Below are 16475 nucleotides of genomic sequence, written 5' to 3' on the forward strand. Positions count from 1 at the left end.
AAATAAAGCAGTGTATTTTAGCTGGTATTAGCGGTAGCATTTATTACAATTTTAATCTAAAACCAAATACGGGTAAATCGCCCTGCATAAAATCTAAATCGGTTGCTCTTTGAAAACCTAGGCGCTCATACATTCCCCAAGCGAGTTTCATAGCGTTTGTGGTATGAATGACCATAGTATTACGCATACTTTCTTTCCCTTTGTTAATGCAATATTGAGTTAATTGTTTACCTAATCCCAAACCCCTTGTACTGTCATCAACAGCTAATAGTCTAAAGCCGCAAGCATTGAGTTCTTTGGTGGCAGTACCACCAGAGCCATAAGATTTCATATCATTAAAATAAACCACTGCTCCGCCAATATGATTTTGTTTAGAAACCGCAACAATGATTTCTGTAGTTGGGTTGTTTGTTAGGTCGCCAACATTTTCGAGCATCTTGTAATAGTTAGGCTGTTCGTCAAGCTTTGGAAAACCATGGAGATTAGAATATACTTTGACTAAAAGCGCTCCCACCTGTTTAAACTCTTCCTTTTGTGCATTGCGAATGAGATAGTTATGCGGCTCTTTTTTCATTAATTTGGTTTTAGGATTGATAATTTTTGTAAGTGGGCTAGTGGTAATTAATTTTATACGGTGTTGGCTGCTGCCATTTCAATCGATTAGTCGGTTCTTTTCTCCATTTCCTTTACCCAGTTTTGAACAGTGTCTTTACAATTTGTTTCAAGAATTTGGATTATAGCATTTGTATCCAGATTTTCATTTAAACTTTTAGGGAATTTTTCTTCAAAAAAGCTAATGAAATCTGCACCGTAGCAATGATATAAGGCCTCAACTAAAAAATAAAAATTGCTGTGATACCACACATAATTCTCAACCCCCATTCCCATGTATATCGTATTAAAATCGGCTATTTTTGAATACTTGGGTTGGTAATAAGCTCTATCAATTTCATGAAAGATTTTGAATGCTTCGAGGGCACTCCCATCATAATGCTTAAAGAAATCATATGCGAAGTAGGTGGCCACAAACTCACCAGTCCATTTGTCTGGAGATTTAGCGTTGGTTAATCGGGACATGAAATAATGCCCCAATTCATGAATGGAATACACTTTATAAAACGATGCCATCATATTAGAGCTAGTCACATTCGCATTTGCTAGTTTAGCATCCAGGGGTTCAGCTATACTTTCAATGCCATAAATCGCTTTAAACTGTTCATAACTAAGCCCAGTATTCATAAATATCCATCCGTTACTATAAAAAACATAGCCAAAAGGAACCCAAGATTTGGGCCATTGTGTTGCATCTAATACTGCTAGTTTTACATTAAATTGCCCAGATTGTCTTTTTTCATAGAATTCAATCGCTTTGGTTATGGTTTTCTGAAAATCTAAAGCAATTTGTTTATGCCCTGGCGTAAAATATGTGGGTACTTTTCCTGAAATGGAATCGGTATTAAGGTTTTTTATTAATTCATCACCATTATTTTGAGCTTGTGATAGGCAAACCATTAGGAAAGATGCGGTTATTGTTAAAACTATGTTTTTCATCATGATCTATTCTGGTTGTAGCAAAGCATTTGTATTAAGACCGCAGTATCTTTTAGGGCTATGAGTTTACATGCAGTGTTAGGTATAGAGTTCTCATTCAGTGTTTGCCAATTAAAGGCATCTTATTTTTTAAGTTGTTCGTAAAGCCATTGATTCTTTAATTCTCGTTGTTCTGGAAATGTCCAATGCTGTGTTGCCTGAAACACATGCAGCTCTTTTTTAGAGTCGATGACATTATAGGCGGCATACATTGAGGTTGGTGGACAAACATTGTCGTTATAGCCCCAACTATACCATCCTGGTACTTTCACAAATCGCGCAAAATTAACAACGTCATAATATTTTGAAGTGGCTATCTTTTCGGGCTTGTTGGTGAAGTCGTCTGTAAATAGTTGTGGCCAACCTCCAGCACGCCCATGTAAAAATCCAGTGAGATCTGAAAGTGCCGGATAAAATGCTGCTAAATAACTAATGCGCGAATCTAAACTGGCAGTTATTATTGAAAGTGCTCCACCTTGACTTCCTCCAGTGACCCCAAGGTTTTCACCATCAAAGTTGTTAAGACCAACTAGAAAGTCTACAGCTCTTATGCATCCCAGATAAACGCGTTTGTAATAGGCATTATTTTTATCATCTAGATTGATGGTCCAATAATTTCTTAATGCACCCTGCATTAAATTACTATAAACACTTTGGTCAAGGTTTACGGGTATGCCGTGAATACCAATGGTAAAGGATATAAATCCTTGTTCTGCTTCTGCGACTTCCCCATAATAAGGTCGAATACCTGCGCCTGGAACATGTAATATGGCCGGATATTTACCTTCCTTTTTTGGGGTACATAAAATACCATAAATTTTGCCTTCAACATTGTCTAGTTGCACATGGTAAACGTCTACTTTATCAGTTGATCTTTCGGGCATCAAGGTTAGTATTGGATTAACAGGAATTTTTGATAGGTCTTCTTTTCCTTTATTCCAGAAGGTTTCAAAATCTGTAGGTAGGGTGGTTGTAGGTTCTATATTTTCAGGAGAAAAGCCAGCCGTTGCATAGGACGAATATTCATTGCCATCAACTACAATAGTTGCTGTGCAGCGCAGAAAGCCCGGTTTATCAAATTTTTTGGCCTTAATTTTAGTTGCTTTATCTTTTAAAATGAAGCTGCCTTCATCCCAAATAGGAAGTGTTCGATAGCCAGATTCAGGTTGGATAGTATACTTGATTTCAGCACCTTCTAAAGGCACATTATTTCTCAAAGCCGTAATAGTAAATTCGGCCTGTTCACCTGTTTTATAAGTCCAATCGGTATGGTTTGGTGTTACCATGACCTTAACCAGCTGTTCACGCGGCTGCGCATTCATGATACCACAAATACTTAATGCAAATAGTACCGAGACATAAATTTTAATCTTCATTGTTGTTTGGTTTTAGGTGTTAATATGCTGACATGGTATAGCGCCGCTGAATCTTCGATTTAACTTCGTTGAATCAAGGTTTTTAATCAAAATAATTATCTGATTTTAATACTCCTTTTTTTTCTGATTCCCATAGCATTGAAAGAATCTTCCATTCATTATTAATTTTTACTAGCTGAAAATTAATTATTCCTTTTTCAGTTAGACTATCAGTAGTATTAAAATGTACACCGTATAAACTAGTTCTTTGAGCTATTTTTCCGAAGAATTTTGTCGTTCCTTTAATTTCCCATTCTTTTAAATATTCAGGTTTATTTTGAGTTAGCATACGTTCCATAGTGTCGAAATATTCATTAGGGCTTTTAAGAATCAACGAATCATTTATTATATATCCTAAACGTGCCTGTTCAACGAATTGTTCTTTTATGGTCTTGAAGTCTGGTGTTTTATTAGACTCAACAATTATGTTATTATAAACATTGTTTATTGTGTTGAGAATTTCAGTCTCATCTGTACTGTTCATTTTTGAATCATCTTTTTTGTGTTTCGCTTCATGTGCACAGGAAAAAATGATAAAAAAAATAAAGGTGATTATTATAAGATTTTTCATTTTTAAATTGTTTTTAAATGAACACCAAGGTGTTTAGCTTTGTTGAATCTTCGATTTAACTTTGCTGAATCTACGTTTCGTTACGCGGTTAAGTAACTAATTTAGTAAATAAAAACCGAATGGGCAGGAGTGCAGCGAACAGACTGTGCTAGTGGTGGTTGGTGGTTATTGATAATTGTTCATTGTTAGTTGTTGGTTGTTTGTTGTTAAGTTGAGGAGTAAAGCAGTGTATTTTAGCTGGTGTTAGGCTTGCGTTAGTTTTTAAATTATTAAGTATTAGAATTGTTTAATAGTTTTAAAACCAATTCGGTTTGGTGTAATACACTTTCTGTGAGTTCAATATATCTAATAATAGTATATCTTTCTTGAGATATTAAGCTTAGTAAATCTCTTGGTAAATCATCAATTCTCACATTTTTCCATAACAGTTGGATTGCAGCATCTGCATGAAACGGATTTCCAATGTTAGGGCTAGGGTATTTTAGAGATACGTTTTGCATAAATTTAAATAAATAATCTTTGTTACCATTTTGTACGATTTGTTCAGCTCTTTGAAGTCTATTGAGCTCCATTAATTCGGTTCTAAACTTTTTGTCAAACAAATCAATATTTCCGGTAGAGATGAGTAAATTAAAGCTATTGGAGTTATAAATATTAATTACACTTATACTCGAAAAGTTATTTAAATAAAGCTCAATATAGTCTTCTATGGTTGTGTAAAAACCATTATCAATGCTGTCTATAACTGATGTTAATAAGGCAAGCCTTTTTTTATTTCTTTTTAGTCTGTCGTTAAGTTGTAAGGTGTCTTTTGTGTAATCGTTGGTTAGTGAGGTTTGATATTCATTTTTGAGACGTTTTTTTTTGTTCATCTCATTCCAGTTATTGACTTGCAGTGCTAAAAGTATACCAATCATTACCAATACAATCTCTCCAATGGCATATTTCAAATACTTTCCAGTGTTGTTTTTTTCCATAAGGTCGCGTCTAATCTGTCTAAAGAATTTTATCATATGCTTTTTCCCGAGAAAGCGGGAAGCTTATTGGTTGGTTATCATGAAGCACAACTACTAATATGCTCGAAAAAACTGCGCTAAAACAGCTTTTAGTCTCTTAAAAGTAAATGTAAACCTTTTAAATTGAAAAGGGTATAGGTAGATCTACGTATTTCATAGTTACTTTTAGGTTGGTTGGTCTGCTCTTAAAAAACCACAAGTCTCGGGGCTGTAGAGATGTGAAACCATAAAAAAAGACGGTCATTTTCAGACCGCCCTTTTTATATGTTGTAGTGTAATGGTATTAATCTCCCGCACTTAAAGAATAACTGCCATCACCTTTAAAAGACGTTAGAATAATGGTCACTGTCCAATTTCCAGGTTCGCCTGCACTAGTGACACCATCAATACTATCGGGTTCTGTGCCGCCATTGAGGCTTCGGTCGAGTACAATAGTTCCATTAGCATCTCTCACCACCATTTGAAACCTGCCTAGTGCCGTAGCTGTAATATCAGCATTATAATCTGCTGTTGCTAGGTTGTTGGTCCAATTGATCGTTCTTGAGCCGCTACCACCGTTACCAGTAAAATCGCCGCCAATGTCGCCAGAAGGCCCTTCGTTAACGGTTATATTTACAGAAGAATCATCGTCAGATGAACACGATGAAAATGTGGCCATAAACAGTGTTAGTGCCGTTAAAAGGGTTAGTAATTTAAAATTTGAGGTTTTCATTGTTATTAATTTTAGTTGTTTATTAATATATAAAACAGTTAAGTCCCTATAGGTCCTAGTCTAAAAACGCGCTTTTTTTAAATATATTTTTAACAGTCGGGGATAGCGTAGGTTATAGGGCAATGCATGTTGCACCTGTGGCAAGATACGCAATTGTTGGGTTAAACCAAACGCAATAGAGCTAAATCTATAACTGTGACGGCAATTGGTAGGAGCGGGGCTTACACTGATGGTGATGTTTGTCATTTCGTGTGGTTTTGCGCAGCAAAAGGGTATCGAGAAGCATTGGAGTACAAGTTCTCGATACGTCCCGTTGTTGATGTGACACTCGAACTGATAGCATTTGTGATGTTTATCACTTCGAGTGTCCCGAGCCTAGTCTAGGGATGTATCGAGAAGTAAGGCAGTGCAATTAAGCGAGTATTGTACCTTCGTATGTTTATTCCGTTTTATGAACTTCCAGTTCGATTTCAATCATAAACTCGGGAAGTGCTAATTCCTTGACGCCAAGCCAAGTACCTGTAGGAAAATGATTTTTGTATATTTCTGCACGATAGGCAGATTTTTCAAGCATAAGAGGCATATTGGTCGTAAAAATATTTTCTACAACGACATCGTCAAATGTGCAACCGTAGTGTTTTAATATTTTTTCCAAATCTGAATAACAGTTTTTCATTTGTTGCTCTAAATCACCAACTGCGGTAGGGCTGCCCTCATCGTCCATGCTTACCGCTCCAGAGATTTTAATGCTATTTCCAATTTTTACAGCGTGGGTATAGCCATAAGCTTTTTCCACTTCTGGTCGCAATAGAAAATATTCAGGCTTTTCGGATTTAGCCATGACTTCTTTTTCAACTTCTTTGGTTTCTTTCTCTTGTTTTTGTTCACAACTTTGGAATCCAATTGCGAAAGCCAAAAGTGTAATGAATAACACAAGATGGTGGGTTGTTTTTTTCATAATTCTGATTGTTTAGTGCCTACTTTGCTCGGGTTTCGGCTACCCCGTTTTGGTTATGGGTTTCGTTTTACAGGATGATGCACCACCTGTTTAGCTGCGCTAAAGCTTCGATTTGTGGTGTGTTTAATCACCTAATTTAGTAAATATAAACCGAATAACACAAGCATTATGGACTGTGTGTAGCAACAAACTGTGAGGATTTAGGGAGGTAGGCGAGAACAAGCAATTACTTGTAGGTATTGTTGGGCACAGTTTTTATTCTTTGTTTATTTCGTAAACCATTTCTACCATTCCATCCTTAAAAGCGGTTACATTTTTCAAATGCAACGGAATTTCTTTTCCAATATAGTCGAAAAAGAGTGTTCCATCTCCCAGCAGAGTTGGAATTATGGTTATGTTGATTTCATCTGCAATTCCGAGCTTAAGAAATTCTTTGGTTAGCATTGATCCACCAACCATCCATATATTCTGAAACTTTGGTTTTAGCTTATCATTAATAATTTCGGTTAATTTACCCGAAAGAAACTGAACACTGTTTTTGTCTGATTTTACATTTCTATTTGTCAGCACAAAAACTGGCACTTCTCCGTACGGCCAACCGAGTTCAATAGCGTGTTCATAAGTCCGAGAACCCATAACGAAACAGTCAATCGACTTAAGAAATTCCGAAATAAATTCCTTGGTCAGTTCAACTCCTTTTTCATAATTGTCTTTTGAGTTCATCCAGGAAATACTTCCATCTTTTTTGGCTATAAAACCATCAAGACTGGAAACCATATGAATCGTAATTTTTGAATTTTTAGTACGCATTTCTCAAATTTTGGCTAACGTGTTTGGCTATGATTCCGTTGCGAGACACGAGCGAAGCGAACTGTGCGTAGCAAAAACCCGTAGGATTTTCGGAGTAGGAATCAAGCCAAGTTAAATATACTGATTTTTGGTTTTTGTTGGTTGTTAGCAAAGGATTATAGCCATTGTTAGCATCTGGCATTTATTCAGAATTTTCTTTATAAATTCCTTTTGATATGTTTTCAGTAGAATTGAGAATTTCATCTACATAATCACGATATTCTTTGAAGAAAATTGATTTACGAGCATTCCAATAGAGCAGAAATCCAGGTTGATCCTTAACTCCAGCTATAACTTGGTTTAAAGATTCAGGAATTCTTTCATCCAATGTACCTTCCAATGCGAGATAATAACTATTTTGGAAAGTAAGAAGTAAACCATGTAAATTGTAAATGTGTTGTAATTGCTGATCTTTTGTCATAGAATCAGGATCCGATAGAAACCTCCAAAATGATGCACTTGTCTCTGCATTTGTTCCCATTGTAACATACCAATCCGTCATCGTTCCGATTGTTGCGGTTGCGGTTGAAGATCTGGTAGCTTTAGTATTATCTTTTAGTTGAATACCCACAAAAATCAGTGAAATTAAGATGGCAATCCCTCCCAAAATCTCTACTATTAGTGCAATTTTCTTTAGTTTTATTTTCATGTCCTCTGCTTGATGCTAACTTATTATATACGCCTAAAAATGGCGTCTTAACAGCTTTTAGTCAAAAAAAAGTAAATATAAAACTTTTTTGACTGAAAAAGGTATAGGTAGTTCTACGTATTTCATGACGGTTTTGCCAGGTTATTACTGTTTAAATAATCCTATAGTTCTAGATACACCCCACCCTTGGTGGTTCACTGGACCTGATAGTAATTATAGGTGTTGGTCACTTCGACTGTTTTGGAGTAGCAAAAGGGCATCGAGACGTAGAGTAAGACTTTAACACCGTAATGGTTACACTTACAATTAATCAATTAAAATCTTCAGAATCTTAATGGCCGCATCACTAATTTTAGTACCCGGGCCAAAGACGGCGACCGCCCCTGCATCAAAAAGGTATTGGTAATCTTGTTTGGGAATGACCCCACCCACAATCACCATAATATCGTCACGGCCATAGGCTTTGAGCGCTTCAATCACTTGTGGTACCAAGGTTTTATGTCCCGCCGCTAAAGAGGAGACACCCAAAATATGCACATCATTTTCAACAGCCTGTTTGGCGGCTTCTTGAGGGGTTTGGAACAAGGGTCCAATATCCACATCAAAACCTACATCGGCATAGCCCGTAGCCACCACTTTGGCACCACGGTCATGACCGTCCTGTCCCATTTTAGCAATCATGATACGCGGTCTACGTCCATCTTGCTCGGCAAAAATATCGGCCAGTTCTTTTGCCCGTTTAAAGGAGGCATCGTCTTTTATTTCTTTACTATACACGCCTGAAAAGGATTTGATTTGTGCTTTATAACGTCCAAACGCCACTTCTAGGGCATCACTGATTTCACCCAAAGTAGCCCGTGCGCGCGCCGCTTCAATAGCTAAAGCTAATAAATTCTCGTGAAGACCGGAATCTCCTTTCAAAGAATTTTTGGCGGCTTCAGTTAATTTTATCAATGCTAGATTGACTTTTTCAGTGTCTCTTTCGGTTTTAATACGCTCTAATCGTGCAATCTGCCCGTTTCGTACGGTTTGGTTATCGACTTCCAAAGTGCTAATGGGGTCTTCCTTATCCAATCGGTATTTGTTGACGCCTACAATAATATCCTGGCCCGAGTCAATACGTGCCTGTTTTCTGGCAGCGGCTTCTTCGATGCGTATTTTGGGGATGCCGGCTTCAATGGCTTTGGTCATACCACCGAGAGCTTCTATTTCTTCAATGAGAGACCAAGCTTTTTGTGCAATATCGTGGGTGAGTTGTTCTACATAAAAACTGCCCGCCCAAGGGTCGACCGTTTTGGTGATATGGGTTTCGGCCTGCAAAAACAATTGGGTATTACGTGCAATACGCGCCGAAAAGTCGGTGGGTAAAGCAATGGCTTCATCCAAAGCATTGGTATGTAAACTTTGCGTGCCTCCAAAAGCTGCAGCTGCGGCCTCTATGGTGGTACGCGCCACATTATTAAACGGATCCTGCTCGGTAAGACTCCAGCCCGAGGTTTGGCAATGGGTACGCAGAGCGAGGGACTTGTCGTTTTTAGGATTGAATTGCTTTACCAACTTGGCCCAGAGCATACGTGCGGCACGCATTTTGGCGATTTCCATAAAATGGTTCATACCAATGGCCCAAAAGAAAGAGAGGCGCGGGGCAAAGGTATCAATATCCATTCCGGCATCTAGTCCCTTGCGGATATATTCCAAGCCATCGGCCAATGTATAGGCTAGTTCAATATCACAGGTGGCACCGGCTTCCTGCATATGGTAGCCCGAAATACTGATGCTGTTGAATTTGGGCATGTGTTTGCTCGTATATTCAAAAATATCAGAGATAATCTTCATGCTGGGTGTAGGCGGATAGATATAGGTGTTACGGACCATAAATTCTTTTAGAATGTCGTTTTGTATGGTTCCCGACAGTTGTTGGGGCGTAACACCCTGTTCTTCGGCGGCAACAATATAAAAGGCCATGATAGGCAAAACGGCACCGTTCATGGTCATAGACACCGACATTTGATCAAGTGGAATCTGGTCAAACAGTAGTTTCATATCCTCTACCGAGTCAATGGCGACTCCAGCCTTCCCCACATCACCTACCACACGTTCATGGTCAGAATCGTAACCGCGATGTGTTGCCAGGTCGAAGGCAACGGATAGCCCTTTTTGTCCGGCAGCAAGGTTGCGTCTGTAAAAGGCATTACTCTCTTCAGCGGTTGAAAACCCAGCATACTGACGAATGGTCCAAGGCCTGCGCACATACATGGTACTGTAAGGCCCACGTAAGTTAGGGGCAATACCCGCAGCAAAGTTGAGGTGTTCGAGCGGTTGGAGGTCTTCTGCCGAATAGGTAGATTGGATTACAATGTCTTCGGCAGTGGTATATTCACTTTTGGCTTTTGGCTCTAGGCTTTTGGCCGCTGCCAAGAGGCTGATATGCTGTATATCTTTTCTACTCATTCGATAAACGTTTTTGTTCCGTAGCTTCTGCCAATCGTCGCTCAATAATGGGTGCGATAAGGGTTTTTCTAGGATTGGTTTTTACAAAAGGGTAGAGTTCTAGTTCGTCTTTCATCCGGTCCTTAGGGTTGGGATGCTTGTTGGTGCCGAGTAAGGTGAGTTCTCCGTTGTTAAATTGCTCCTGTTCGCGCGCTGCACTTTCACTAATTTTACGCTGAATGGTTCCTTCTTTTAATTGCTTTAAAAAGCCGCCTTGGGCTTCAATATCTTTAAAAAGCGCCAAGGCTTTTTGGGCAAGCTCGTCGGTTAAGGTTTCAATATAGTAAGCCCCGTCAGCGGGGTTATCGACCTTATCAAAATAACTTTCATGCTTTAAAATGAGCAATTGGTTGCGGGCAATACGCTCACCAAAGGCATTCGATTTATGATAAATGGCATCATAGGCCAGATTACTGATGCTATTGGCACCACCTAAAACGGCACTCATGCACTCGGTGGTGGTACGCAGCATGTTGGTATTGTAATCGTATAAGGTTTTGTTGCGTTTGCTTGGGATGGCCATGATGTTGCAGTCCGTGTTTACATCATATGCACTTGCCAAGGTGTGCCAGAGTTGCCTTAAAGCACGCAGTTTGGCAATTTCGAAGAAATAATTACTGCCTACTGAAACCTGAAAGGAAACTTTAAAAGTTTGCTTTGCTTCGCTCGTGATTACTGTATCCAAGTGGTTGAGATACTCGTTGGCATGGGCTAGGGCATAGGCCAGTTGCTGTACCATGGTTGTCCCGGCATTTTGATACAAAGTTGCGTCAATACTATAGCTGTTGGTGTGTGTCACGATGGCTTCAAACTGCTTATGGTCTTCCTTTAAGGTGCTAAACCAATTACCAGTTCGTGCCAGATTTCCAATGATGTCGGTATGAATGTTAAGCTTGGTTTTAGAGTGGTTGGTTAGTTGTTTTACAAAATCGGCATCCAAAAACTGCATATAGAGATCTACTGGTATCGAAGCCAGATCGATGTCTTTGAGTAAGCGGTCGATGGCAACTTCTTTTGAAGGCAGGATAAAAGCCAGACGCTCTACACCACGATTAAGGAGTTTGTGAGCTTTTTTGTTGGATTTGTCAACATCGGCCACAAAGATGCTTTGGCTGATTTGCCATTGCGTTGCTCTACTCCCCGAAACTGGAGGCAGGGTTTTAAATTCATCGGCATGATAAAAGGGTTTGACCGCTATACCTTCATTGCTGTTCCAAATGAGGGTCTCATTATAATCGGCGCCCTTGAGGTCAAACTGAATCTGTTGCTTCCAGTGTTTGGAAGAGATGTCTGGAAATTCATCAAATAAGGAGTTCCCCATTACTGTTGCTTGTTTTTTAAACTGTCTTCGTACTCAATGATATAGATTTCTTCGTTATCTCGTTTCATATAATATTTTTCGCGAGCCAGTTTTTCAATACCTTCTTCGGTACTTAATTCTTTAATTGCTTTTTTGTCTTTTTCAATTTCGTTTTTGTAATACTCTTTTTCGGCCTCTAGATCGTCCATTTCGGTATTGAGCTCATGATGGATAAGCCAGGAGTTGGCATCGAAGAAGAGCATCCACACCGCGAATACCACAATAATGATGACGAAGATGTTTTTAAAGCCTTTAATATAGGAGCGTTTTGTATTCACGTTAAATTAAGCGTTGGTTAATAATGGTCTTTACTATATCAACTGCAACAGTGTTGTATTTATTATTGGGGATGATAATATCGGCATATTCTTTCATGGGCTCAATAAATTGCTGGTGCATAGGTTTGAGCGTGTTTTGATAACGGGACAGCACTTCATCAAGGTCACGGCCGCGTTCAGAAATATCGCGTTTTAAGCGGCGTATAAGACGCTCATCACTATCGGCATGCACAAAGATTTTGATATCGAACATCTCTCTCAATTCGGGATTGGTTAAAATTAATATGCCTTCAACAATCATGACCTTACGCGGGTGAGTTTTAACAGTATCGCCAGTGCGGTTATGTTTTACAAAGGAATATACAGGCTGGTCAATGGGGTTACCATTTTTGAGTTCTCGTAAATGGGTTTCGAGCAATTCAAAATCAATGGATCGTGGATGATCAAAATTGATTTTTATGCGTTCATCATAGCTTAAATGCGAGGTGTCCTTATAATAGGAATCCTGTGAGATAACCCCAACTTCACCTTCGGGAAGCTGATCGAGAATTTGGTTAACAACGGTAGTTTTACCACAACCTGTACCACCGGCAATTCCAATAATGAGCATAGTTTTTAAATGTATAGTTAGGGCAAATTTAAGTATTTGCAAGAGAACTTTAAGGTTGAACTTTTGAAACTTCGTTTTCGGTAAATGCTTTTGCATTGGTATTTCCCCATGAAGTAGTGATATAGTTCATAACATCTGCAATTTCTTGGTCTGTAAGTCCCATGGGAGCCATAACACTATTGTAAACTTTACCATTGACAGTTATTTCACCTTGCATACCATATTTTACAGATTTTATACTTTCTATCCTTTTGTTTTTGAGATAATCAGAATTGGCAAGCGGTGGATAAATGCCTTTTACTCCTTCGCCATTGGCTAAATGACAAACGATACAAAAGTCGGAATACACCATTTTACCTCGTGAAATGCTTTCTTGTAAGGCAGTAGATTGAGTAAAATACCCTTGACTATTAGAGTTGATCATGGCTATGGGAGACAGTGCCAATAAGACTATGACTATGTATCGAATGACCATGAAGTTTTAGTTTTTTGGAACAATTTTAAAGATACCTTGATTCTCAACGGCTACATAGAGGTAACCATCTGGTGCCTGAACAACATGACGTACTCTCCCAATGTTTTCAAATAATTTTTCGCGTTTCACCACCGTATTGTTTTCTAAAATAAGTCGTTCGAGGTATTGAAATTTAAGTGAACCTACCAAAACATCACCTTTCCAATCGGGATAGTGGTCTGAATTAACAATCGTCATTCCACTAGGTGCAATAGAAGGCACCCAGTAAAATACAGGTTGCTCCATGCCCTCTTTTTCGGTTAAGTCGGTAAAGGCGGTGCCGTCATAGTTAATGCCATAGGATATGACCGGCCAACCAAAGTTTTTTCCTTTTTCACTGATGTTAATTTCATCACCACCTTGAGGCCCATGTTCATTTAACCAAATGCCGCCAGTAAACGGGTTTTTACACATGCCCTGTGGGTTGCGGTGTCCGTAACTAAATATAGCCGATTTGGCATTTGCTACGCCCACAAAGGGGTTGTCATCTGGTATGGAACCATCGGCATGTAATCTGTAGACTTTACCACCATCTCTGGTGATATCCTGGGGATTTGTGTCTCTGTCGCCACGATCACCAATAGTGAAATAGAGATAACCCTCATCATCAAATTCTATTCGAGATCCCCAATGTTGGCCTCGTGTTGTGTTTGGTCCAGCTTTATAAAGTAATTCAAAATTAACCAATGACCCACCATTTAGTTGGGCTCTAGCTACAGCGGTGTTACCGCCACTGCCTTCACCTTCAGAAGAACCATAGGTCATATAAATCCATCCATTAGTTGCATAATCTGGATGTAATTTGATATCCATAAAACCACCTTGACCGCGCACATATATTTGTGGTAGACCATTAATTTTGGTTTTTACACCATCTTTAAAGTGAATAAGGTCGCCCGATTTTTCAGTAATGAGTAGGCTTTGGTCAGGTAAAAAGGTCATTCCCCATGGAATATTCAAATCGGGAACTACTAAAGTTGTAGTGTACTCAAGTGATTCGGGTATGGTCGCTTTAACTTCAGATTCTATTTGTTGCGCACAGGCTGCGCAGCTCATTGTGCCTATGAAAAGAAGTAGATGAAATAGTCTCATGCTTTTTGTTTTAAAGTTACATTAAAATATATAATTTAAATAAATACCTGAATAGAAATTTATAGGATTGCCCGGATAATAATACCGCGGTGCTGAATTACCAAACCCTGTGGCATTAATCAATACCTGTGAGGCATAGGTTTCATTAAAACTATTGTTAAGACCTATAAATATATTGAGGTTTAAATTTTTAAAAATTTGATGTTGAAAGCCAGACTTAAGGTTGGTCAAGCTATAAGGACTCGTATACAGCGCGTTGCTGTCTGTAATTGGCATTTTTCCAACGTGTTGAAAATTAATTGTGCCATAAAATCCACTTGAAAAGTCGAGATCTATACCTACATTAATTAGTTCTGAAGGCACCCCTGTGAGCTCATTTCCAGAGTAATCATTAGTATCGTCCATAAAAGTTTTGAACTTAAAATTAGTAAAGCTGCCATTAACAAAAACGGTGGCATTCATGGATGTCTTTTTAACCAAAGCATAGTTGAGAGCAAATTCTAAACCATCATGTCGTGTTTTCCCAGCATTAATACCTATAAATTCATCTTCAGCGCTGCGTCTAGATACTAAAAGGTTTTTTATGGCCATCCTATAAATGGAAAGGTCATACCATAAGCGCTTATTTTCACTGCTGCCTCTTGTACCGATTTCAAGATTCCAACCTGTTTCTGGTTTTAAATTAGGATTGATATTACCATCGGGTAAAAGCGTTTCACTAAGTGTAATGGGTGAAAACCCATGACTGATATTGGAGTAGATACGTTTAGTTGTTGATATGGCATACGACATTCCAATTTTTGGGGAAAGGATGTTTTTAAACTTATAGTCACCTGATTGGTCAGGGTTTTCACTAGTACTTGGGAATCTATCGTCTAAAGCATATGCCGTTTTATTAAAGTTTAAGCCAAAGGAAAAGAGGATTGATTTTGAGGCTTCTAGTTGAGTTTCTAAAAAGAGATTGTAGTAATTTCTGTGTTCTTTAAAGTCAGAAAGCATGTCTCCTTGAACACTACCTGTGCCTTCAGGGAAATTGGCATAATGATTTTCAAAAGTTTGGTACTTGTAATAATCGTTAAAGAGCTCAAACCCCACAGTCCAGTTAAGTGTTTTTTTGAATACATGAGAGGTGCCCAATACGCTAGACCGCATTCCTAATGAAAAGGCATGTTCTTTTAGAATATTAAAAGGTCTAGGCTCATAAGCGTCTCTAAAACTGCCAAACACACTGGTTTTTTGTTCGAAATCTGCACTATAATTATGGTTCCATGACACACCAAAGATGCCGCGTTTAGAGTCCTCGAACCCTTTAGCTTGTTGCCAATTAGAAGCCGCTGACTCCGGATTGGTCTTGTAGTCCTGTTCATTCAATGAACTTGGAATATAGGCTTTAAGCTTTATAAAGTTTCCTAAAACCGACAGTTCATTATTGGAATTGATAAAATGATTGGAATGATAGCTAAAGGTCTCTCTATTGTATTCATTATTTTGTCGGAACCCATCACTGTGCGTAGTACTGTAAATGGTTTTAAAGCTATTTTTTTCAGTGCCGTGATTTAAATTAATCACCCCTTTCATAAGCCCAAAAGACCCTAGAGTCATTTCAGTTTTTAAACGGGTTTCATTTAACATTGCATTTTCGGGAATTAAGTGGATCACACCGCCAAGACCTGCGCCGTATACACTAGACGTTGCCCCTTTTATGATTTCAAGTCTTGCTATAGACGAAAGCTCGAGATCTTCAGCGGTGGTGTCACCGCTTCCATCGGTTAAAGGAATATCTTTAAAATAAGCTCTAATTTTTGAGGTACCAAACAGTGTCCTTGATCCAATACCTCTGATGGTTATTCGGTTAGTGTTTAATGCACCACTCTGCATAAATACACCTGGACTTCTATTGAGGATGTCGTTATAATTGGTGGTGTTAAAACGCTGAATGTCTTTTGCAGAAATAAGACTTATGGAAGTGGTGTTGTTTTTAAGCTTTTCGGGAATATTGGCTACAGAAATAATGATTTCATTAAGCTCTGAGGGGTTTTGCTCTAATTGAATAATGTAAAATACATCTGTAATTAATTCAAGAGTTTTAGTGATATAGCCAGATTTTTTGAAGGTGTATAACCCGGGTTTTTGAACTTCAAAAGCACCATCACTTTCAGAGGTAATAGATAGATTATTAGAACTTATGTGTACTAATGACAAGCCGGCGTTGCCTGTGCTTTCTACAACCTTTCCTTTTATATGTTGACTATACCCAATTGCGGTAATGGCAATAGCTAAAAAGGAGCAAAGAGGTCTCAACAAAAGGCGCACGTTTCGTATTTAAAAATTAAAAATACTAAAGTATCAATTAAAGTGAGAGAAAAAAGTG

Annotated in this window: 16 protein-coding genes; all 16 read right to left on the minus strand. The window is 38.5% G+C overall.

The window, feature by feature from the left end; translation table 11 throughout:
- Positions 1-43 precede the first annotated feature (43 nt).
- Positions 44-574: a GNAT family N-acetyltransferase gene (locus ACFO5O_RS01395; RefSeq protein WP_387960208.1), complete on the minus strand. Its 531-nt coding sequence runs from the start codon at positions 572-574 to the stop codon at positions 44-46.
- 86 nt (positions 575-660) lie between these two features.
- The gene (locus ACFO5O_RS01400; protein ID WP_387960210.1) at positions 661-1554 is read right to left on the minus strand and encodes a hypothetical protein; all 894 of its coding nucleotides are present in this window, start codon (positions 1552-1554) and stop codon (positions 661-663) included.
- Between the two features lie 119 nt (positions 1555-1673).
- Positions 1674-2966, minus strand: coding sequence for an acetylxylan esterase (locus tag ACFO5O_RS01405; RefSeq protein WP_387960211.1), 1293 nt, complete (start codon positions 2964-2966; stop codon positions 1674-1676).
- Positions 2967-3048: 82 nt separating this feature from the next.
- Positions 3049-3576: a hypothetical protein gene (locus ACFO5O_RS01410; protein ID WP_387960213.1), complete on the minus strand. Its 528-nt coding sequence runs from the start codon at positions 3574-3576 to the stop codon at positions 3049-3051.
- A 269-nt stretch (positions 3577-3845) separates the two neighbouring features.
- Entirely contained in the window at positions 3846-4589 is a 744-nt protein-coding gene (locus ACFO5O_RS01415) for a DUF6090 family protein (protein ID WP_387960215.1), read from the minus strand.
- Between the two features lie 286 nt (positions 4590-4875).
- Positions 4876-5304, minus strand: a complete 429-nt coding sequence (locus tag ACFO5O_RS01420; RefSeq protein WP_387960217.1) for a hypothetical protein — start codon at positions 5302-5304, stop codon at positions 4876-4878.
- Between the two features lie 439 nt (positions 5305-5743).
- Positions 5744-6262 carry a RidA family protein gene (locus ACFO5O_RS01425; RefSeq protein ID WP_387960219.1) on the minus strand — a complete coding sequence of 173 codons (519 nt, stop codon included), beginning with the start codon at positions 6260-6262 and terminating at the stop codon, positions 5744-5746.
- Positions 6263-6517: 255 nt separating this feature from the next.
- Positions 6518-7072 carry a dihydrofolate reductase family protein gene (locus ACFO5O_RS01430; protein ID WP_387960221.1) on the minus strand — a complete coding sequence of 185 codons (555 nt, stop codon included), beginning with the start codon at positions 7070-7072 and terminating at the stop codon, positions 6518-6520.
- A 181-nt stretch (positions 7073-7253) separates the two neighbouring features.
- Positions 7254-7760: a hypothetical protein gene (locus ACFO5O_RS01435; protein ID WP_387960223.1), complete on the minus strand. Its 507-nt coding sequence runs from the start codon at positions 7758-7760 to the stop codon at positions 7254-7256.
- Between the two features lie 306 nt (positions 7761-8066).
- Positions 8067-10211, minus strand: coding sequence for a methylmalonyl-CoA mutase (scpA, locus tag ACFO5O_RS01440; protein WP_387960225.1), 2145 nt, complete (start codon positions 10209-10211; stop codon positions 8067-8069).
- Positions 10204-11571, minus strand: a complete 1368-nt coding sequence (locus ACFO5O_RS01445; RefSeq protein ID WP_387960227.1) for a methylmalonyl-CoA mutase subunit beta — start codon at positions 11569-11571, stop codon at positions 10204-10206. The genes scpA and ACFO5O_RS01445 overlap by 8 nt, the downstream gene beginning before the upstream one ends.
- The gene (locus tag ACFO5O_RS01450) at positions 11571-11888 is read right to left on the minus strand and encodes an FtsB family cell division protein (protein WP_387960229.1); all 318 of its coding nucleotides are present in this window, start codon (positions 11886-11888) and stop codon (positions 11571-11573) included. The genes ACFO5O_RS01445 and ACFO5O_RS01450 overlap by 1 nt, the downstream gene beginning before the upstream one ends.
- 1 nt (position 11889) lies before the next feature.
- Positions 11890-12498: a uridine kinase gene (gene udk / locus ACFO5O_RS01455; protein WP_387960430.1), complete on the minus strand. Its 609-nt coding sequence runs from the start codon at positions 12496-12498 to the stop codon at positions 11890-11892.
- Positions 12499-12547: 49 nt separating this feature from the next.
- Positions 12548-12973: a c-type cytochrome gene (locus ACFO5O_RS01460; RefSeq protein WP_387960231.1), complete on the minus strand. Its 426-nt coding sequence runs from the start codon at positions 12971-12973 to the stop codon at positions 12548-12550.
- Between the two features lie 6 nt (positions 12974-12979).
- The gene (locus ACFO5O_RS01465) at positions 12980-14104 is read right to left on the minus strand and encodes a PQQ-dependent sugar dehydrogenase (RefSeq protein ID WP_387960233.1); all 1125 of its coding nucleotides are present in this window, start codon (positions 14102-14104) and stop codon (positions 12980-12982) included.
- 21 nt (positions 14105-14125) lie between these two features.
- Positions 14126-16408 (minus strand): TonB-dependent receptor domain-containing protein, encoded by a 2283-nt coding sequence (locus ACFO5O_RS01470; protein ID WP_387960235.1) that lies wholly within the window; start codon positions 16406-16408, stop codon positions 14126-14128.
- Between the last annotated feature and the right edge of the window lie 67 nt (positions 16409-16475).

This window comes from Geojedonia litorea, assembly GCF_042654525.1.
Lineage (GTDB): Bacteria > Bacteroidota > Bacteroidia > Flavobacteriales > Flavobacteriaceae > Geojedonia > Geojedonia litorea.